Source organism: Superficieibacter electus, assembly GCF_002915575.1.
Taxonomy (GTDB): domain Bacteria; phylum Pseudomonadota; class Gammaproteobacteria; order Enterobacterales; family Enterobacteriaceae; genus Superficieibacter; species Superficieibacter electus.
On the sequence record NZ_PQGD01000003.1, the window covers coordinates 229,956 to 249,475 of the forward strand.

Genomic DNA, 19,520 nt, shown 5'->3' on the forward strand with positions numbered 1-19,520 from the left:
CGTCACTCCTGTCTGCGTAACTGCCCCAGCGTCAGGCGATCGTTGCCGCCATAATCCTGGCAGGTTTCCACCTGTTGATAGCCCGCCGCCGTAAATAACGCCCGCACCGCGTCGCCCTGCTGCCAGCCGTGCTCAAGCAGTAAATAACCACCGGGCAGCAGGAAATCGCGCGCGGCAGTCACGATATGCGCCAGATCGGCCAGCCCTTTTTCCGCCGCCACCAGCGCGCTTTTCGGCTCAAACCGCACATCGCCCTGCGCCAGATGCGGATCGGCTTCGTCAATATACGGAGGGTTGCTGACGATGAGCGCAAATTGCTGTCCTGCCAGCGCGCTGAACCAGTCGCTGCGCAGGATGTTTATATTACCGACATCGAGATGCTGCGCATTGCGGGTTGCCAGCGCCACCGCCTCGGGAAGAAAATCGACCGCCGTCACCTGACAATCTGGCCGTTCGGTGGCCAGGGCTAACGCTATCGCGCCAGTACCTGTCCCGAGGTCGAGAAGACGGCACGCCCCGGCTGGCACACGCGCCAGCGCCTGCTCGACCAGACACTCGGTGTCCGGGCGCGGGATCAGCGTCACCGGCGAGACGAATAACGGCAACGACCAGAACTCACGCTGTCCGGTAAGGTGGGCAATCGGCTCGCCGCGCTCACGCCGGGCCAGGAGCGTATCAAGCTGTTCCAGCTCAGCGGGACTTAACGTCGTTTCCGCAAACGCCAGAATATACGTGCGCGCCCTGCCAGTGACGTAGCCCAGCAAGATTTCCGCGTCGCGGCGCGGACTTTCGCTTTCGCTTAAGCGGTCAACGGCGAGACGCAGCCACTGCTGAAAATCCATCATTCCTGATCGGCCAGCGCCGCCAGTTGATCGGCCTGGAATTCCTGGACGATGGGTTCAATCAGCATATCCAGCTTTCCTTCCATTGCTTCATCCAGACGGTAGAGCGTCAGGTTGATACGATGATCCGTCACGCGGCCCTGCGGGAAGTTATAGGTGCGGTTGCGATCGCTGCGATCGCCGCTGCCCAGCAAATTACGCCGCGTCGAAGCTTCTGCCTGCTGGCGCTTCGCGGTTTCGGCGGCGTGGATACGTGCGCCGAGCACCGACATCGCTTTCGCTTTGTTTTTATGCTGAGAACGTTCGTCCTGGCATTCGACCACAATCCCGGTGGGCAAGTGGGTAATACGAATCGCCGAATCGGTGGTGTTAACGTGCTGACCACCCGCCCCGGAGGAGCGGAACGTGTCAATACGCAGATCCGCCGGGTTGATGTCCGGGAGTTCCGCCTCTGGCAGTTCTGGCATCACCGCTACCGTACAGGCCGAGGTATGGATACGGCCCTGCGACTCAGTGGCCGGGACACGCTGTACGCGGTGTCCGCCGGACTCAAACTTCAGGCGACCATAAACGCCCTCGCCGCTCACTTTGGCAATAACTTCTTTATAACCGCCGTGCTCACCTTCGCTGGCGCTCATAATTTCAACGCGCCAGCGGCGGGATTCTGCATAGCGGCTGTACATACGGAACAGATCGCCGGCAAACAGCGCCGCTTCGTCGCCGCCGGTCCCGGCGCGGACTTCGACAAACGCATTGCGCTCGTCATCCGGATCTTTGGGCAGCAATAACAGCTGAAGCTGCTGCTCCAGTTGTTCGCTTTTTTCTTTTGCGTCGCGCAGTTCTTCCTGCGCCATATCGCGCATTTCAGGATCGTCGAGCATCAGTTGCGCGGTTTCAATATCTTCCTGAACCTGTTGCCAGTCAGTAAAGCAGCGTGAAACATCGCTAAGCTGCGCGTACTCCCGCGACAGCGCCCGGAACCGCTCCTGGTCGGCGATGGTTCCCGCATCGCCCAGCAGCGCCTGAACTTCTTCATGGCGCTCATGCAGAGCTTCCAGTTTAGCAACGATAGAAGGCTTCATAGGCGTTAATGCACCCTGTTATAAGAATGGTTGTGCTACTCCAGCCCGAGGCTGTCGCGCAAAAGATGCAGGCGTTCGTCATCCCCGTCACGGGCGGCCTGCTGAAGAGATTTGGTTGGTGCGTGGATCAAGCGGTTGGTTAGTTTACGCGCCAGATCCTGCATAATGGCCTGCGGATCGCCCCCCTGTTGCAGAGACGCCAGCGCTTTCGCCGTCAGTTCATCACGCACTGACTCGGCCTGACTGCGGTATTCGCGGATGCTGAAACTGGCGCTTTGCGCGCGCAGCCACGCCATAAACTCACTGGCTTCCTGCTCCACGATAGTCTCAGCCTGCACTGCCGCCGCCTTACGCTGCGCCAGGTTGTGCTGAATAATATTTTGCAGATCGTCAACGCTGTACAGATAGGCGTTGGACAGCTTGCCCACTTCCGGCTCCACGTCACGCGGGACGGCGATATCTACCAGCAACATCGGCTGATTGCGCCGCGCTTTTAACGCACGTTCTACCATCCCTTTGCCGATAATCGGCAGCGGACTGGCGGTGGAGCTAATAATAATATCGGCATCCTGTAAACGGGCATCGACGTCGCTCAGGGCAATCACTTCCGCACCCACTTCTTCCGCCAGCGCCTGCGCCCGTTCACGGGTACGGTTGGCAATAATCATTTTATTGACGCGGTGCTCGCGCAGATGACGGGCCACCAGCTCAATGGTTTCACCCGCGCCCACCAGCATCACCGTTACCGTAGAGAGCGATTCGAAAATCTGCCGTGCCAGGGTACAAGCAGCAAACGCCACCGACACCGCGCTGGCACCGATGTCTGTCTCTGTGCGCACGCGTTTGGCAACGGAGAACGACTTCTGGAACATCCGCTCCAGTTCGCTGACGTTGAGGTGCCCACGCTCGGAATCCGCAAACGCTTTTTTAACCTGACCGAGGATCTGCGGCTCGCCAAGCACCAGCGAGTCGAGGCCGCTGGCCACGCGCATCAGATGGCTGACCGCGTCGTTGTCCTGGTGCCAGTACAGACTGCTGCGCAGATCGTCTTCATTGAGATTGTGATAATCACACAGCCAGCGAATTAATGCCTCGCGCAGGTCGCCTTGTTCTTCAACGCTCAGATAAAGCTCGGTCCGGTTGCACGTTGACAGCACCACCCCACCCTGCACCATCGGCTGCGCCAGCAGGCTTTCCAGCGCCTGATCGAGCGTGTCCGGCGCGAACGCAACGCGTTCTCGCAGTGCGACAGGAGCGGTTTTGTGATTAATGCCAAGCGCTAAAAGGGTCATGGATGCGGGAGTAGTACCAGCGTTGATAAGGTTAGTCTGAGCGCATCATACAGGATGCGCGGAGTCAATAAAAGAGACGCTACCCTTTTGGGGTACCTGACGATAATCGTATTTAAGATAACGTGAACGTAGACGGTCTCTTACTGTAACGCTAGCATTAAGTGATAACTTCGCAACGCACATCAAGGATTTATGATGATAAAACGCCGTTTATTTCGCCTGCTGCCGCTAACTGCGCTGGTTCTGAGCGCCTGTGTAATTCATCCACCTAAAGGGCCAGCGACCAGTCCTGACTCACCGCAGTGGCGTCAGCACCAACAGCAAATTCGTCAACTGAACCAGTATCAGACGCGGGGTGCGTTTGCCTATCTCTCCGATAGCCAGAAAGTCTATGCCCGCTTCTTCTGGCAACAAACCGGGCAGGATAACTATCGCCTGCTGTTGACTAACCCGTTGGGTAGCACCGAGCTCGAACTGAATGCCAAACCGGGTTCGGTTGAACTGGTGGATAATAAGGGCCAGCACTACAACGCAGACGACGCGGAAGAGATGATCGGCAAATTGACTGGAATGCCTATCCCGCTTAACAGTTTACGCCAATGGATACTTGGCCTGCCTGGCGAGGCGACAGATTATAAACTCGACAGCCAGTACCGCTTAAGCGAGCTGAATTACACTCAGAACGGTAAAACCTGGAAAGTGGTCTACAGCGGCTACGACAGCAAAACGCAGCCAGCGTTGCCATCCAACATGGAACTGACCGAAGGCGCTCAGCGTATCAAGCTGAAAATGGACAACTGGATCGTTAAATGACGCTACGCTTGCCTTCTCCGGCGAAACTGAATCTGTTTTTGTATATCACCGGGCAGCGTGCGGACGGTTATCATACGCTGCAAACGTTGTTTCAATTTCTCGACTACGGCGATACGCTCACCTTTGATCGGCGTCATGACGGTCAGGTGCGCCTGCTGACGTCGGTCAGCGGCGTCGCAGATGACGAAAACTTGATCATCCGTGCTGCACGACAATTAATGCACGTTGCCGCCGAGTCAGGCCGCCTGCCCGTTGGCAGCGGTGTTGATATCAGCATTGAAAAACGTCTGCCCATGGGCGGGGGCCTTGGCGGCGGCTCCTCCAATGCCGCCACGGTACTGGTGGCGTTAAATACGCTGTGGCAATGCGGGCTGTCGGTTGATGAGCTGGCGGCGCTGGGGCTGACGCTGGGTGCGGATGTGCCGGTATTTGTTCGCGGCCATGCCGCCTTTGCGCAAGGGGTCGGTGAGATATTGACGCCGGTGACGGTACCAGAAAAATGGTATCTGGTGGCACATCCTGGCGTGAGCATTCCGACGCCGGTTATTTTTAACGATCCTGACCTGCCGCGTAATACCCCGCAAAGGTCAATTGAAACGTTATTAAAATGTGAATTCAGCAACGATTGCGAGGTTATCGCAAGAAAACGTTTTCATGAGGTTGATGCGGCGCTTTCCTGGCTGTTAGAATACGCGCCGTCGCGCCTGACTGGCACAGGAGCCTGTGTCTTTGCTGAATTCGAGACCGAATCCGCCGCTCGTCAGGTGCTAGAGCAAGCCCCGGAATGGCTGCAAGGCTTTGTAGCACGTGGTGTGAATCACTCGCCGCTACAGCAAACCCTTTCGGGGCTCACTGAGTTTCGGTGACAACGTCACCTTGTTTCAGACGTTGCACCGCGCTCTTTAATACACCGCCTGGATGAAATCGTACCTGGCCCGCACAGTTTTTGGCACATTTCATCCACCACTGGACGCATGCCTGAGGTTCTTCTCGTGCCTGATATGAAGCTTTTTGCTGGTAACGCTACCCCGGAACTAGCACAACGTATTGCCAACCGCCTGTACACTTCCCTTGGCGATGCCGCCGTAGGTCGCTTTAGCGATGGCGAAGTCAGCGTACAAATCAATGAAAATGTACGCGGTGGTGATATTTTCATCATCCAGTCCACTTGTGCTCCCACCAATGACAATCTGATGGAACTGGTTGTTATGGTTGATGCCCTGCGTCGTGCTTCTGCAGGCCGCATCACAGCCGTTATCCCTTATTTTGGTTATGCTCGTCAGGATCGTCGCGTACGTTCCGCCCGTGTACCCATCACCGCGAAAGTCGTCGCTGACTTCCTGTCAAGCGTTGGCGTTGACCGCGTACTGACCGTTGACCTGCATGCTGAACAGATTCAGGGCTTCTTTGATGTACCGGTTGATAACGTATTTGGTAGCCCCATCCTGCTCGAAGATATGCTGCAGTTAAATCTGGATAACCCGATCGTGGTTTCTCCGGATATCGGCGGCGTGGTTCGCGCACGTGCGATTGCCAAACTGCTCAACGATACCGACATGGCGATTATCGACAAACGTCGTCCCCGCGCTAACGTTTCTCAGGTGATGCATATCATCGGTGATGTGGCCGGTCGCGACTGCGTGCTGGTTGACGACATGATCGACACCGGTGGTACGCTGTGTAAAGCGGCGGAAGCATTAAAAGAACGTGGTGCAAAACGTGTGTTTGCCTACGCGACTCACCCGATTTTTTCAGGTAATGCGGTAAATAACCTGCGCAACTCCGTGATTGACGAAGTTGTCGTCTGTGACACCATTCCGCTATCTGATGAAATCAAAGCGTTACCGAACGTGCGTACTCTGACGCTGTCAGGCATGCTGGCGGAAGCGATTCGTCGTATCAGCAACGAAGAGTCGATTTCTGCTATGTTCGAGCATTAATCGGGCCAGTATAAAAGACCCGCTACGGCGGGTTTTTTTATCGGTTATGTTTATTTGTATGACTAATGCCTCCTTCATCGGTCTTATTCACCGATGATGCGCTCACGGACGATCACCATCGTGAAAAATATTCTTTCTCCACATGTGATGCCTTTTCGCGCGCTAATTGATGCGTGCTGGAAAGAAAAGTATACCGCTTCACGCTTTACGCGCGATTTAATTGCGGGCATCACCGTTGGCATTATTGCGATCCCGCTGGCAATGGCGCTGGCGATTGGCAGTGGCGTTGCGCCCCAGTACGGCCTGTATACTTCCGCCGTGGCCGGTATCGTCATTGCGCTGAGCGGCGGTTCACGCTTCAGCGTTTCCGGCCCGACCGCGGCTTTTGTGGTGATCCTCTACCCGGTAGCACAGCAGTTCGGCCTGTCTGGGCTGCTGATGGCGACCCTGATCTCCGGCCTGTTTTTAGTGCTCTTTGGGCTGGCGCGCTTTGGACGACTGATTGAGTATATTCCACTCTCAGTGACCCTCGGTTTTACCTCCGGGATCGGTATTACCATCGGTACCATGCAGATTAAAGATTTTCTCGGTCTGCACATGGCGCACGTGCCGGAACACTACCTGCAAAAAGTTGCTGCGCTGGTGATGGCGCTGCCTACCATTAACGTCGGCGATGCAGCGATCGGCATCGTCACGCTGGGTACATTGATTTTCTGGCCCCGGCTGGGCATTCGCCTGCCTGGTCATCTGCCCGCGCTACTGGCAGGGTGCGCCGTGATGGCGCTCGTCAACATGATGGGATTCAATGTGGCGACGATCGGCTCACAGTTCCACTATGTGCTGGCCGACGGCTCAACGGGCAACGGTATTCCTCAGTTGCTACCGCAGCTTATCCTGCCGTGGGATCTGCCCGGCTCCACCTTTACCCTGAGCTGGGACTCTCTGCGCGCGCTGCTTCCCGCCGCCTTTTCTATGGCGATGCTGGGGGCGATTGAGTCTCTACTCTGTGCGGTGGTGCTCGATGGCATGACCGGCACCAAGCATAAAGCAAACAGCGAGTTAATTGGTCAGGGGCTGGGTAACCTGGTCGCGCCGTTCTTTGGCGGCATCACCGCTACTGCCGCTATAGCCCGCTCGGCGGCAAACGTGCGTGCCGGCGCAACCTCCCCGGTATCAGCGGTGATCCACTCGGTGCTGGTTATCCTTGCGCTGCTGGTACTGGCCCCGCTGCTGTCATGGCTTCCGTTGTCGGCAATGGCGGCGCTATTGCTGATGGTGGCGTGGAATATGAGTGAAGCGCACAAAGTCATTAACCTGCTGCGCCGTGCGCCAAAAGACGACATCATTGTAATGCTGATTTGCATGTCGCTGACGGTGCTGTTTGATATGGTTATTGCGATTAGCGTTGGTATCGTGCTCGCATCATTACTGTTTATGCGTCGAATTGCCCGCATGACCCGCTTTGCTGCGGTCAATGTCACTGTCCCAGACGATGTGCTGGTGCTGCGGGTGATTGGTCCGCTGTTTTTTGCGGCGGCAGAAGGACTATTTACCGAGCTTGAATCACGCATTGTCGGTAAACGAATCGTGGTTCTGAAATGGGATGCGGTACCGGTGCTTGACGCGGGGGGCCTGGATGCCTTCCAGCGCTTTGTTAACAAACTGCCGGAAGGCTGCGAGCTGCGGGTGTCAAATCTGGAATTTCAGCCGCTGCGCACCATGGCGCGCGCTGGCATAAAACCGATGCCGGGTCGTCTGGCGTTCTACCCCAACCGTGACGCCGCTCTGGCAGATGTGCCAACAGCAGATTAAGACGTAAACGGCCCTCCTGTGAGGGCCATTTTTTGTCGTTAGCTATGACGACCGTCGCGACGGCAGCGTTTGTCATAATGACGAACCCACCAGTAACGATCGCTAATCTGCTCATGTCCGCTAATACGCGCTCCGGCAAGCCACAGTATTGCCCCAAGAAAGATGCTGAACACTGCACCATGGGCAAAAAACTGCGGCAGATTAAGCTGAGGAAGCTGATTTAAGATGGAATATCCTACGCCGACGACCATTACCACCAGGCCCAACACCATAAGTGTATTACCGCATAACGACGCGTTTTTACGTTTCACAGGAACCTCCGGATCGTTGGGTGGAAGGGAAACTCCTTCTCCTTGTGGGTAAAGTATAGCCATCAGCGCGGGTGAGGATTGCGTAACCGATCACATTCCCGATGATAAAGTCAACATAAATTTACAAATAAGCCGTTGAATCGCATCAAATTCTAATAGTTCATTTTGGCAATTAATGCTGTTACTCGTCCCTTTGTTATTGACCGTAACACACAGTACACTACGCGCAATATATCGACCCTTCAGGAAAGAATAGTGACCATAAAACTGATAGTCGGGCTGGCGAATCCCGGCGCAGAATATGCGGCGACGCGTCATAACGCGGGTGCCTGGTATGTTGATTTACTGGCCGAACGTCATCGCGCTCCGCTGCGTGAAGAAGGTAAGTTTTTTGGCTATACCTCGCGCATTAATCTGGCAGGGGAAGATGTCCGCCTGCTGGTCCCCACGACCTTTATGAACCTGAGTGGCAAAGCGGTCGCTGCGATGGCCACTTTTTATCGTATTAATCCGGATGAAATTCTGGTGGCGCATGACGAACTGGATTTACCGCCGGGTGTGGCGAAATTCAAGCTCGGCGGCGGACATGGCGGCCACAACGGCTTAAAAGACATCATCAGCAAATCAGGGAATAACCCCAATTTTTACCGCTTACGGCTGGGTATCGGCCATCCCGGCGATAAAAACAAAGTTGTTGGGTTTGTATTGGGTAAACCACAGGCGGCAGAACAAAAACTTATTGATGATGCGATTGACGAAGCGGCACGTTGTACCGAGGTATGGTTTAAGGATGGCCTGACCAAAGCGACTAATCGCTTACATGCTTTCCGCGCGCTTTAAGCGGCGATGTGCGGTATTTTTGCCTGGCTCCGTGTATAATAGGCTAAGTTATTTACTTTTCTGCAATCTGTTAGTTATAACAGGTTGATTATCAAGATATTAAGGTGATTTACATCATGGGATTCAAATGCGGTATCGTCGGTTTACCTAACGTCGGAAAATCCACTCTGTTCAATGCGCTTACTAAAGCCGGTATTGAAGCGGCCAATTTCCCGTTCTGTACCATTGAGCCGAACACGGGTGTCGTTCCGATGCCCGATCCGCGTCTGGATAAGCTCGCCGAAATCGTTAAACCGCAGCGCATACTGCCAACGACCATGGAGTTTGTCGACATTGCTGGTCTGGTTAAAGGCGCGTCCAAAGGTGAAGGCCTTGGCAACCAGTTCCTTACCAATATCCGTGAAACTGAAGCCATCGGTCACGTTGTCCGCTGCTTTGAGAACGACAACATCATCCACGTTGCTGGCAAAGTTGATCCGGCAGAAGACATTGACACCATTAATACCGAACTGGCGCTGGCGGATCTCGATACCTGCGAACGTGCCCTGCACCGGGTGTCGAAAAAAGCCAAAGGCGGCGATAAAGACGCTAAAGCTGAACAGGCCGCCCTGGAAAAATGTCTGCCGCAGCTGGAAAACGCCGGGATGCTGCGTGCCCTGGATCTGACGGACGAAGATAAAGCGGCGATCCGCTATCTCAGCTTCCTGACCCTGAAGCCGACCATGTACATCGCCAACGTTAATGAAGACGGCTTTGAAAATAACCCGTATCTGGATAAAGTCCGTGAAATCGCGGCAAAAGAAGGTTCGGTGGTTGTCGCTGTCTGCGCCGCCGTCGAATCTGACATCGCCGAACTGGACGATGCCGATCGTGACGAATTCATGGCCGAGCTGGGCATTGAAGAGCCGGGTCTGAACCGCGTTATTCGCGCAGGCTACGAGCTGCTGAACCTGCAAACCTACTTTACCGCAGGCGTCAAAGAAGTGCGCGCGTGGACTATCCCGGTCGGTGCTACCGCGCCACAGGCGGCGGGCAAAATCCACACCGACTTTGAAAAAGGCTTTATCCGCGCACAAACTATCGCTTTTGAAGATTTCATAACGTATAAAGGCGAACAGGGCGCGAAGGAAGCAGGCAAAATGCGTGCGGAAGGGAAAGACTATATCGTCAAAGATGGCGATGTGATGAACTTCCTGTTCAACGTTTAATTATCCCTGCTGTTACGGCCTGTCTCTGTCAATCCACGCTACGGCGTGGATTTTTGCATTCCGCCCCCGCGCTTATTCATAGTCGGGTAATCCCCTGCTCCTGCGCCTGCCTGCGCCAGTCCGTCAGCACCGTATAGGACTGACGCATTACCTCACTGAAACCAGTAATCAACAACGCCGCACAGATTTTCCTGTAGCGCGCAGACGTCACCAGTTCGTGTAACACCTCTCTAAGGCACTGCAGCATCTGGCCTGACGTATCCGCCGAGGTAATTAGCGGTAGCCCCGGCACGCCAGCAGAGGCATCAATGACGGACAACCCGTTGCACCGTTGCGGTTCATAACGCTGCATTAATGCCCAGCTTACGCAGTCGATAGCCGCAATATCTGCTTTACCGCGATCGATTTGTGCCAGCGATTGATGATGACTGCCGCTGACCATAGTCCGGGCGAAAAACGCGCCGTTCTTTGCTAACGGGGCTACCATTTTTAACAGCGCGTTATAGCCGGACTGCGAATCCGCCGCGTTATACACCGCGCATCGGCCATAAAAATCTGCCAGTGTTTTATGCCCGTCCTCACGGCGCGTTACCAGCAGGCTACGGTAATTCACCCCTTCACATTCCGGTGCGGAATAATGAAAACAGCCCACTACCTGTACATCCGGCAGCTGCGTCATTAAGGGAAAACCGCAGGTCTGGCTCAACAACAGATCGCGGCTGCGCCAGTGGGCAAGCAGATCAGAAGCCGGAAAAACCAGGCCTGCGCGGATGTTGCGCGCTGCCAGAAGTTGTTGAATGGCCTGAAGGAGCGCCAGCGTTTCGACACTCTTCATTCGGTACATCGGGAGCGAAAGCATCCGATCCATTTTTGCTGCCCTTTTCAAAGCCAGGATGTACGTTGACGTTAACGGGTTTGAGGAAGAACTGACGTAGCCATTGCCCGTACCCGTGCACAATAAATCCACCATTACGCTGTTGATAACGGACGCTTTCGTATAAATACACTTTTCGCAATCCGTACCACGGCACACCAGGAAGATCGTGATGTACTGAATGATAGTTAAGATTCAGAAACAAAAGACGCCAGGGCAGCGCCGCTTCAGTTATTACCGAACGAGCCAGTGGGTCCTCTGCCGCGCGATGTTCCAGAAACGAGCGCACTTTGGTGAGCGCCAATGCCGGGTAACTGACCGCAAGAACATACCAGAACAGCGGAAAATCACACTTGCTAAGCCAGGCAAATGTCGCCAGCAGCAGCACGCCATGCCCCAGCCACATCGCTATCGCTTTGCTCTGCCTTTGGCGAAAGGCCGTGGCGGCATGATTTAGCGTACTGGCGATATCCAGCAGCGGAGAAAGAAGTAAACGGCCACAAAAGGTATTTCGCATATGAATGAGTTTTCGCCGCCATGGTGGAAAACTGCGCCAGCTGGCGTCAGTAACATAGTAAGACTCCGGATCGTCTGGCGGCACTGTCAGATGATGATTATCATGATGCGCCAGATGTGAGTCACGATATAAACCGTACGGATACCATATCGCCAGCGGCATCAGACCCAATAGCTGATTCACTCGCGGATAACGGGTGGGATGGCCGTGGATCAGTTCATGTTGTAGGGACATATACCAACTGCTGAACCAGATAAGTAAAGCTGTCGCGGGCAGCAATCCCAGCGTTTTCCAGTGCGCCAGCGTCATCAACCAGCCGCCATAAATAATGACGATGATAATCCAGGTAGGCAATTCGCTGCGCCACAGCCAGCTTCCCGCCCACTGACGGATAAGCGCGCGTTGCTGTTGATCTAAATAAGCCGTTTCATGTTTACGCATTTATCCTTACACCGTCTTCGCTCTTCTGATTGCTGTGACGATGTGGTAATGCAGGGGCTATGACAACGAATTTAAATAACTTAGCTTTGCCAGAAATCGTTATTATCAGGATTGACTTATTTTATATAAGATGTACTTTTCAGGACATGAAGAAAATACTGATTATTGTCCCTGATGGTGGAATGCTCTTTGAAGCCGCGGGTATTGCTGACATTCTGATGCAGGCCAATCGCCTGCAAATGGAAGGCGTCGTTTCCCCGCGCTACGGCATCACCCTCGCCACGCCGCAGCTTCATCCGGTGATCCACGGTCAGTCAGGACTGAACCTGCTTGCCGACCACCGTCTGTCCGATATCGACCCGCGCGCGCCGTGTGACACGATCCTGATCACCGGGCGTGGGCTCGACGAGCAGGAAGGCACTGCGGTAGTTGACTGGCTGCGCCTCGCTGCGCCACACGCCCGGCGCATAGCCTCAATCTGCGGCGGGGCGATGCTGCTGGCGCAGACGGGTCTGCTTGATGGACGACGTGCGACTACCCACTGGCGGCTACTGGAAACCCTGCAATCGACTTACCCGGCCGTCAACGTTGAGAGTGGACCGCTGTATATTCAGGACGGCCCGATATGGACCTCCGGCGGCGTCACTTCAGGTTTCGATTTAACCCTGGCGTTAATTGAAGAAGACTATGGTTTTACCCTGGCACGCAACATTGCCCAAGACCTTGTGATGTACTTACGTCGTCCCGGCGGTCAGCTACAGTTCAGCCGCTTCAATCTCAAGCAAGCCACCGCCTCCGGCCCCATCAGCGCATTACTGCCGTGGATTTTGCAGCATATCGCTGATGACTTGTGCGTCGAAAAACTGGCGGAACAGGTGGCGATGAGCCCGCGCAATTTTACCCGCGTGTTTACCCGCGAAACCGGCGTATCCCCGGCACGCTACGTAGCGGAAGCGCGTCTTGCTGCCGCCAGAGAACGTCTTGAACAAACCACGGATTCGCTGGAGCGCATTGCAGAACACACCGGCTTTGGCAGCAGCATTAATCTGCGACGAATTTTCGAAAAGCAGTTGCACCTTACCCCTGGCGATTATCGTCAGCGCTTCCACTGCCGCAAAATGGCGTAAAGTGATCTATTTTTGTCATTTACGCCATTATGCCTGCTCCCTACAGTAATACCAGACAACTGAGAGAAGGAGTTGATTATGGTTAAGGTCGGTATTAATGGTTTCGGCAGGATTGGCCGCAATGTTTTACGCGCCGCGCTGGGCAACCCGGATATTCAGATTACGGCAATCAATGATTTAACGGACAGTAAAACCCTTGCCCATTTGCTGAAATATGACTCGCTGCTCGGTACTCTCCGCGTCCCGGTTGAGGCTGCAGACGGTTTGCTACAGGTTGACGGCCAGCAGATACGCGTGTTCAGTGAACGCGATCCGGCGAATATTCCCTGGCGTGATGTCGGTGTAGATATTGTCATCGAAGCGACGGGCTTCTTCACCGAACGTGACAAGGCTGCCGTGCATATTGACAGCGGCGGCGCGAAACGCGTCATCATCTCCGCGCCGGGCAAAAACGATGATTTGACGGTGGTGATGGGCGTCAACCATCAGTTGTACGATCCGGCAAAACACCAGGTGGTCAGTAACGGCAGTTGCACCACTAATGGGCTGGCTCCGGCGGCGCAGGTCCTGCATCAGCATTTTGGTATTGAACATGGCCTGATGAACACCACGCACGCCTATACCAATAGCCAGGCGCTGCACGATCAGCCGGAAAAAGATCTGCGCGGCGCACGGGCGGCCGCCCTGTCCATCGTCCCCTATTCCAGTGGCGCGGCTAAAGCGCTGGGCAAAGTGATTCCGGAACTTGACGGTCGTCTGACCGGCTATTCGCTGCGCGTCCCGGTGCCGGTGGTCTCTGTTGTCGATCTTACCGTTACCCTCAGTCGCGACGTGACGGCAGAGGAGGTAAACGCCGCCTTCCGGGAAGCTGCTGCATCTGGTCCGTTACAGGGTATCCTCGGCTACAGCGACGAACCGCTGGTCTCCAGTGATTATCAGGGCGATCCACGGTCATCGATTATTGACGGTCTTTCAACGCTGGTGATTGGCGGCAACATGGTAAAAATTCTCGCCTGGTACGATAACGAATGGGGATTCTCAAACCGCCTCGTCGACCTGGCGTTGCTGATGGCGCAGCGCGAACAATAATCTTTTCGCGGCTGGCCGCCCAGCCGCTTCCCTCTGTACCTCACGTCTCCCTGCCCGCCTTTCTGGAACATCCTTTCGTTAGCAACTATAACCTATTGATTGAGCTGTTCGTTTAGAGGTGAAGTATGGGGTATCTGGGGTGGACAGCGGCGACGGGCGTTTTGCTATTGTTAATGTCGTTATCTTATGGCTGGATCAGCCGCTTTGCGGTTCCGGTATTTGGGCTTTATCTGCTGGTCGGTATCGTCTGCGGCCCGTGGGAGCTTGGCATCCTGCGCATTGATATCGTGGATCATGCGCCGTTAACCAGCCGTATCACAGAGATTGCGATGGCGGCCTCCTTATTTATTACCGGGCTAAAAATCCGCCTGCCGCTGAAGTACGCCTTCTGGAAAACCGGCATTATGCTGGCGCTGCCGGGCATGCTATTAACCATTGGCGGCATTATGGTCGTTTCGCATTTTCTGACCGGCATTTCCTGGCCGCTGTCGCTGGCGCTGGCGGCGATCCTCGCCCCCACGGACCCGGTGCTGGCGAGTCTGGTCGCTATTAACGATGCCCAGGATGGCGACCGGTTGCGCGTCTCGCTGTCCAGCGAGGCGGGACTGAACGACGGCACGGCGTTGCCTTTTCTTATCCTCGCGCTGCTGTGGAATCAAGCCGGGTCGGCGCTCAGCGGTGAAGAATTGCTTAAATGGTTTAGCGTCGATCTGGTCTGGGCGCTGATGGGCGGATTAGCGATTGGTTTTTTGCTCGGCCGCTTTATCGGCATCATGGCGACCCGCTCGCGCCATGCACAGGGAGAAGTCGCGCCCAGTGATTTTGTCGCGCTGGCGCTAATCTGTCTGAGCTTTGCCCTGGCGCAGTGGGTCAGCGCATCCGGATTTCTGGCCGCCTTCGCGGCGGGCGTAGGATTGCGCAGTACCGAGGTGAGCGTGCAAAAAAGGCATGCGGACCAGAAAGAAGATGACGATGATTTACCGGCTGAAATGCTCGTCAATCCGCACACCCGACACGGACTGGACATCCAGAGTCCGATCAAGTCGGTGGGGCTTATCATTGGTGACGCGCTGTCCTTTGGCGACACGGTGGAACGGCTCTTCGCCGCCGCGCTTATCATTATCCTTGGCGTGACCCTGGCCCAGCACTGGAATAGTAGTGCATTGCCGCTGGCCTTTTTGATCTTCTTTTTAATTAGACCACTTGCAGTATTGCTGGTGACATGGCGCTCACAAAGCCCGTGGCTACACCGGCTAAGCCTCGGATGGCTCGGCATACGCGGCATTGGCAGCTTAAATTATATTGCTTACGCATGGTTGCATGGCTTCCAGGGCGATGACGCTACGCTGGTCACCGATACCGCCATCACTATTGTCACGATTAGCGTACTGGTCCATGGCATTACGGTGACGCCATTGCTGACCTTACGGCGCAAGAAAGAACAGCATTAAAACGCCAGGGCGCGCCCCTTACTGCCTGCGTCGCGCCCTGCTACCTTCCTTCAGCACGCTTCATAAGCCAGAAAAGCCGACTACGCTTAAAGCTACATAAAAAATAGCGCACTGCGCCCTGAGTCCTTTTTTGCTCCCTGAATCCTGGAGAATCTTTATGTGTAAGCAATCGTCCATCGCCGCTGGCGCATCGTTGCCCGTTGAAACGGCGTTTCTGAAATTCACCGTCAATGGTGAGATACACGAACTGAATCTTGATACCCGAACCACATTACTGGACGCCCTGCGCGAACATCTGCATCTTACCGGCAGCAAAAAAGGCTGCGACCACGGTCAGTGTGGAGCCTGTACTGTTATCGTAAACGGACGACGGATCAATGCCTGCCTGACGCTTGCTGTGATGCACCAGGAGGCTGAGATCACTACTATTGAAGGCCTGGGTTCGGCAGACAATTTGCATCCCATGCAGGCGGCCTTCGTTAAACACGACGGTTTTCAATGCGGCTACTGCACGTCCGGGCAAATCTGTTCATCAATTGCCATGCTCAGTGAGATTGAACAAGGCATTCCCAGCCACGTTACCGACGACCTTCTGGCACCCGCAGGCCTGACGCCCGATGAAGTGCGGGAACGGATGAGCGGTAACATCTGCCGCTGTGGTGCTTACAGCAACATTCTTGCCGCCATTAACGACGTTGCCGGAGGTGAAAAACCATGAAATCGTTCACCTACGAGCGTGCGGCAACCCTCGCCCAGGCGGCAAGCAGCGCGGCCAGCCATACTGGCGCGCGATTTATCGCCGGCGGCACCAATTTGCTGGATCTGATGAAGCTGGAAATCGAAACGCCGGGGCACCTGATTGATGTTAATGGTCTGCCACTGGATCAAATTGATGGCACGCCTGAAGGCGGTCTGCGCATCGGTGCGCTGGTGCGCAATACCGATCTGGCCGCTGACCTGCGCGTGCGCCGTGATTACCCGGTGCTGTCCCGGGCGCTGCTGGCTGGCGCTTCCGGTCAGTTGCGTAATCAGGCCACCACGGCGGGTAACCTGCTTCAGCGCACCCGCTGTCCCTACTTTTACGATCCTAATCAACCCTGTAATAAACGTCTGCCCGGCAGCGGCTGTTCTGCCCTCGACGGTTATAGCCGTCAACTGGCAGTGGTCGGGGCCAGCGAGCACTGTATCGCAACCCACCCCAGCGACATGGCGGTAGCGATGCGCGTGCTGGATGCAGTGGTTGAAACGGTATTAGCGGATGGCACAGAACGTCAGATACCGTTGGAGGCGTTTTATCGCCCGCCAGGTGACACACCGCACCTTGAAACGCACCTTCAGCCAGGCGAACTGATCGTTGCCGTTACCCTGCCCGCGCCCGTGGGCGGCGTGCAGATCTATCATAAAGTGCGCGACCGGGCCTCCTACGCATTTGCGCTGGTATCTGTAGCCGCCATTATTCATCCCGACGGCAGCGGTCGCGTCGCCATGGGCGGTGTGGCGCATCAGCCGTGGCGCACAGCGCAGGCGGACGCCGAACTCCCCCATGGGGCCAAAGCGGTCTGCCAGCATCTGTTTGCCGGTGCGCAGCCCACGCCTGAAAATCAGTTCAAACTCACTCTGGCGGAACGCACACTCGCCTTAGTACTGGCGCAAGCGAGGGGATAATAAAATGAAATTCGATCAACCAGCCACTCAAAATCCCATCGATCGACAAAAAGTCGTCGGCCAGCCCCGTGACCGCATTGACGGGCCACTGAAAACCACTGGCTCCGCTCATTATGCCTATGAATGGCACGAAGAGGTCGACAATGTGGCCTACGGCTATGTCGTCGGATCGGCCATCGCTAAAGGGCGAATTAGTAGCATTGATACCAGCGCCGCCAGCCGTGCGCCCGGCGTGCTGACCATCGTCACGGCGGAAAACGCCGGGCCTCTCGGCAAAGGCGAAATGAACACCGCCACCCTGCTCGGCGGTCCACAGATTGAACATTATCACCAGGCGCTGGCGCTGGTGGTCGCGGAGACCTTTGAGCAGGCGCGCGCGGCGGCGAGTCTGGTGGAGGTGACCTACGAAAAACAGGCGGGGGAATACGACCTGGCGAAAGCCAGACCGGAGGTGAAAGAGCCACCTGAGGATACGCCGGACAACGTTACCGGTGATTTTGCAACGGCATTTGCCGCCGCCCCGGTGCAACTGGATGCCATCTACACCACGCCGGACCAGTCGCATTTTGCCATGGAGCCTCACGCGTCAATGGCCGCCTGGCATGGTGATAACGTCACCCTCTGGACCTCAAACCAGATGATTGCCTGGTGTCGTAAAGAACTGGCTGCGACGCTGAACATTGAACCAGAGAACGTGCGTATTTACTCGCCGTATATTGGCGGCGGCTTTGGCAGTAAATTATTCTTGCGCAGCGACGCCCTGCTGGCGGCACTCGGCGCGAAAGCGCTACAGCGTCCGGTAAAAGTAATGCTACAACGCCCGCTGATAGCGAATAACACCACCCATCGTCCGGCGACTATCCAGCAGATTCGCATCGGCACCGATACTACCGGGCATATTGCTGCCATATCGCACATTAGCTGGTCCGGTAATTTGCCGGGTGGCACACCGGAAACTGCCGTACAGCAAACCAATCTGCTGTATGCCGGCAAGCATCGTCATACCGGCCTGCGACTGGCCGAACTTGATCTGCCGGAAGGCAATGCGATGCGCGCCCCGGGCGAAGCGGCGGGATTACTGGGGCTGGAAATTGCGATTGATGAGATGGCAGAAAAAGTCGGCATCGATCCGATCGCTTTTCGCATCCTTAACGATACGCAGGTCGATCCCACGCAACCTGAGCGCTTCTTCTCCCATCGCCAGCTCGCTACCTGCCTGCGCGAGGGCGCGGAACGCTTTGGCTGGCAGGATCGCGTTGCGCAACCCGGACAGGTTCGTGACGGACGCTGGCTGGTGGGGATGGGCGTTGCCGCCGCCATTCGTAACAATATGGTCGACAAATCCGCAGCACGCGTGCATCTGGACCCGGACGGCACGGTAACGGTCGAAACCGACATGACCGACATTGGCACCGGCAGCTATACCATCATCGGTCAGACGGCAGCGGAAATGCTCGGCGTCCCGCTGGAAAAGGTCATCGTGAAACTGGGCGATTCTGATTTCCCGGTTTCGGCAGGCTCGGGCGGTCAGTGGGGAGCGAACACCTCTACCGCGGGCGTGTACGCCGCCTGCGTTAAACTGCGTGAACAAGTGGCGGAAAAGCTCGGCCTTGACGCCGCCGGGCTGGATTTCTGTGACGGTTATGTACAGGCGGGCCACCAGCGTTTTCCGTTGACCGATGCGGCTCGCGCCGGCCGGTTGAGCGCAGAGGACACGATGGAATATGGCGATCTGGACAAACAGTTCCAGCAGTCCACGTTTGCCGGCCACTTTGTTGAAGTCGGGGTCGACCGGTTTACCGCCGAAGTACGGGTCCGGCGCATGCTGGCCGTGTGCGCCGGGGGACGCATTCTGAATCCGAAAACCGCCCGCAGCCAGGTGATTGGCGCAATGACGATGGGCGTCGGTGCGGCGCTGATGGAAGAGCTGGTGGTGGATACCCGGCGAGGCTATTTCGTCAATCACGATCTGGCAAGCTATGAAGTACCAGTGCATGCCGACATCGGCGAGCAGGAGGTGATTTTCCTTGATGAGACCGACCCGGTTTCCTCCCCCATGAAAGCCAAAGGCGTGGGCGAACTGGGGCTGTGCGGTGTTGGCGCAGCGATTGCCAATGCGATTTACAACGCCACCGGCGTCAGGGTGCGGGAGTATCCCATTACACTCGACAAACTGCTGGCAGCGATGCCTGAACCGACGCCAGAAGGATGATGCC

18 protein-coding genes are annotated in these 19,520 nt (G+C 55.8%); 12 read left to right on the top strand and 6 right to left on the bottom strand.

The genetic code is table 11. The annotated features are described in order from the left end of the window. Nucleotides 1–2: 2 nt before the first annotated feature. From prmC to hemA, 3 genes are read right to left on the bottom strand one after another with little or no spacing between them, the layout of a single operon-like run. A complete protein-coding gene (prmC, locus tag CHU32_RS05035; RefSeq protein WP_103674688.1) occupies nt 3–842 on the bottom strand; it encodes a peptide chain release factor N(5)-glutamine methyltransferase in 840 nt (279 codons plus the stop codon). Further along, nucleotides 842–1,924 (bottom strand): peptide chain release factor 1, encoded by a 1,083-nt coding sequence (prfA, locus tag CHU32_RS05040; protein WP_103674689.1) that lies wholly within the window; start codon nt 1,922–1,924, stop codon nt 842–844. Before prfA ends, prmC begins: the two co-directional genes overlap by 1 nt. Before the next feature lie 35 nt (nt 1,925–1,959). After that, the gene (gene hemA / locus CHU32_RS05045; RefSeq protein ID WP_103674690.1) at nt 1,960–3,216 is read right to left on the bottom strand and encodes a glutamyl-tRNA reductase; all 1,257 of its coding nucleotides are present in this window, start codon (nt 3,214–3,216) and stop codon (nt 1,960–1,962) included. Between the two features lie 192 nt (nt 3,217–3,408). On the opposite strand from hemA, the gene lolB reads away from it, so the two are divergent. From lolB to dauA, 4 genes are all read left to right on the top strand, one after another. Further along, a complete protein-coding gene (gene lolB, locus CHU32_RS05050; protein WP_103674691.1) occupies nt 3,409–4,029 on the top strand; it encodes a lipoprotein insertase outer membrane protein LolB in 621 nt (206 codons plus the stop codon). Continuing rightward, on the top strand, nt 4,026–4,895 hold the full coding sequence (ispE, locus tag CHU32_RS05055) for a 4-(cytidine 5'-diphospho)-2-C-methyl-D-erythritol kinase (RefSeq protein ID WP_103674692.1): 870 nt from the start codon (nt 4,026–4,028) through the stop codon (nt 4,893–4,895). Before lolB ends, ispE begins: the two co-directional genes overlap by 4 nt. A gap of 126 nt (nt 4,896–5,021) precedes the next feature. Then, nucleotides 5,022–5,969 carry a ribose-phosphate diphosphokinase gene (prs, locus tag CHU32_RS05060; protein ID WP_003856663.1) on the top strand — a complete coding sequence of 316 codons (948 nt, stop codon included), beginning with the start codon at nt 5,022–5,024 and terminating at the stop codon, nt 5,967–5,969. Between the two features lie 147 nt (nt 5,970–6,116). Further along, entirely contained in the window at nt 6,117–7,781 is a 1,665-nt protein-coding gene (gene dauA, locus CHU32_RS05065) for a C4-dicarboxylic acid transporter DauA (protein WP_176691621.1), read from the top strand. Between the two features lie 38 nt (nt 7,782–7,819). Here the strand turns inward: dauA and ychH are convergent, their stop codons facing one another. Continuing rightward, nucleotides 7,820–8,092: a stress-induced protein YchH gene (gene ychH / locus CHU32_RS05070; protein ID WP_103674693.1), complete on the bottom strand. Its 273-nt coding sequence runs from the start codon at nt 8,090–8,092 to the stop codon at nt 7,820–7,822. A gap of 255 nt (nt 8,093–8,347) precedes the next feature. On the opposite strand from ychH, the gene pth reads away from it, so the two are divergent. Together pth and ychF are read left to right on the top strand one after the other, a co-directional pair. Beyond that, on the top strand, nt 8,348–8,932 hold the full coding sequence (pth, locus tag CHU32_RS05075; RefSeq protein ID WP_103674694.1) for an aminoacyl-tRNA hydrolase: 585 nt from the start codon (nt 8,348–8,350) through the stop codon (nt 8,930–8,932). A 116-nt stretch (nt 8,933–9,048) separates the two neighbouring features. Then, complete coding sequence (ychF, locus tag CHU32_RS05080) at nt 9,049–10,140, top strand: redox-regulated ATPase YchF (RefSeq protein WP_103674695.1); 1,092 nt, start codon at nt 9,049–9,051, stop codon at nt 10,138–10,140. 76 nt (nt 10,141–10,216) lie between these two features. Here ychF and CHU32_RS05085 read toward each other — a convergent pair whose 3' ends face one another. After that, nucleotides 10,217–10,984 (bottom strand): phosphate/phosphite/phosphonate ABC transporter substrate-binding protein, encoded by a 768-nt coding sequence (locus tag CHU32_RS05085; protein WP_103674696.1) that lies wholly within the window; start codon nt 10,982–10,984, stop codon nt 10,217–10,219. Beyond that, nucleotides 10,881–11,972 (bottom strand): fatty acid desaturase, encoded by a 1,092-nt coding sequence (locus CHU32_RS05090; protein WP_103674697.1) that lies wholly within the window; start codon nt 11,970–11,972, stop codon nt 10,881–10,883. Before CHU32_RS05090 ends, CHU32_RS05085 begins: the two co-directional genes overlap by 104 nt. 146 nt (nt 11,973–12,118) lie before the next feature. On the opposite strand from CHU32_RS05090, the gene CHU32_RS05095 reads away from it, so the two are divergent. The 6 genes from CHU32_RS05095 (at nt 12,119) to paoC (ending at nt 19,516) form a co-directional block, all read left to right on the top strand. Continuing rightward, entirely contained in the window at nt 12,119–13,099 is a 981-nt protein-coding gene (locus CHU32_RS05095) for a GlxA family transcriptional regulator (protein WP_103674698.1), read from the top strand. Between the two features lie 78 nt (nt 13,100–13,177). Next, the gene (gene gap / locus CHU32_RS05100; protein WP_103674699.1) at nt 13,178–14,188 is read left to right on the top strand and encodes a type I glyceraldehyde-3-phosphate dehydrogenase; all 1,011 of its coding nucleotides are present in this window, start codon (nt 13,178–13,180) and stop codon (nt 14,186–14,188) included. Between the two features lie 125 nt (nt 14,189–14,313). Further along, nucleotides 14,314–15,639 carry a cation:proton antiporter gene (locus CHU32_RS05105; protein ID WP_103674700.1) on the top strand — a complete coding sequence of 442 codons (1,326 nt, stop codon included), beginning with the start codon at nt 14,314–14,316 and terminating at the stop codon, nt 15,637–15,639. 157 nt (nt 15,640–15,796) lie between these two features. Next, a complete protein-coding gene (gene paoA / locus CHU32_RS05110) occupies nt 15,797–16,357 on the top strand; it encodes an aldehyde dehydrogenase iron-sulfur subunit PaoA (protein ID WP_103674701.1) in 561 nt (186 codons plus the stop codon). Further along, nucleotides 16,354–17,304, top strand: coding sequence for an FAD binding domain-containing protein (locus tag CHU32_RS05115; RefSeq protein WP_103674702.1), 951 nt, complete (start codon nt 16,354–16,356; stop codon nt 17,302–17,304). The genes paoA and CHU32_RS05115 overlap by 4 nt, the downstream gene beginning before the upstream one ends. A gap of 4 nt (nt 17,305–17,308) precedes the next feature. Continuing rightward, on the top strand, nt 17,309–19,516 hold the full coding sequence (gene paoC, locus CHU32_RS05120; RefSeq protein ID WP_103750792.1) for an aldehyde oxidoreductase molybdenum-binding subunit PaoC: 2,208 nt from the start codon (nt 17,309–17,311) through the stop codon (nt 19,514–19,516). The last annotated feature ends 4 nt before the right edge of the window (nt 19,517–19,520 follow it).

Excerpts from the sequence above, each read along its gene's own strand:
- CHU32_RS05090 (WP_103674697.1), bottom strand. The coding sequence starts at position 11,972 with ATGCGTAAACATGAAACGGCTTATTTAGATCAACAGCAACGCGCGCTT.
- CHU32_RS05095 (WP_103674698.1), top strand. The coding sequence starts at position 12,119 with ATGAAGAAAATACTGATTATTGTCCCTGATGGTGGAATGCTCTTTGAA.
- paoA (WP_103674701.1), top strand. The coding sequence starts at position 15,797 with ATGTGTAAGCAATCGTCCATCGCCGCTGGCGCATCGTTGCCCGTTGAA.
- CHU32_RS05105 (WP_103674700.1), top strand. The coding sequence starts at position 14,314 with ATGGGGTATCTGGGGTGGACAGCGGCGACGGGCGTTTTGCTATTGTTA.
- paoC (WP_103750792.1), top strand. The coding sequence starts at position 17,309 with ATGAAATTCGATCAACCAGCCACTCAAAATCCCATCGATCGACAAAAA.
- CHU32_RS05115 (WP_103674702.1), top strand. The coding sequence starts at position 16,354 with ATGAAATCGTTCACCTACGAGCGTGCGGCAACCCTCGCCCAGGCGGCA.
- hemA (WP_103674690.1), bottom strand. The coding sequence starts at position 3,216 with ATGACCCTTTTAGCGCTTGGCATTAATCACAAAACCGCTCCTGTCGCA.
- CHU32_RS05085 (WP_103674696.1), bottom strand. The coding sequence starts at position 10,984 with ATGTACCGAATGAAGAGTGTCGAAACGCTGGCGCTCCTTCAGGCCATT.
- dauA (WP_176691621.1), top strand. The coding sequence starts at position 6,117 with ATGCCTTTTCGCGCGCTAATTGATGCGTGCTGGAAAGAAAAGTATACC.
- gap (WP_103674699.1), top strand. The coding sequence starts at position 13,178 with ATGGTTAAGGTCGGTATTAATGGTTTCGGCAGGATTGGCCGCAATGTT.
- prmC (WP_103674688.1), bottom strand. The coding sequence starts at position 842 with ATGGATTTTCAGCAGTGGCTGCGTCTCGCCGTTGACCGCTTAAGCGAA.
- prfA (WP_103674689.1), bottom strand. The coding sequence starts at position 1,924 with ATGAAGCCTTCTATCGTTGCTAAACTGGAAGCTCTGCATGAGCGCCAT.
- lolB (WP_103674691.1), top strand. The coding sequence starts at position 3,409 with ATGATGATAAAACGCCGTTTATTTCGCCTGCTGCCGCTAACTGCGCTG.
- ychF (WP_103674695.1), top strand. The coding sequence starts at position 9,049 with ATGGGATTCAAATGCGGTATCGTCGGTTTACCTAACGTCGGAAAATCC.
- ispE (WP_103674692.1), top strand. The coding sequence starts at position 4,026 with ATGACGCTACGCTTGCCTTCTCCGGCGAAACTGAATCTGTTTTTGTAT.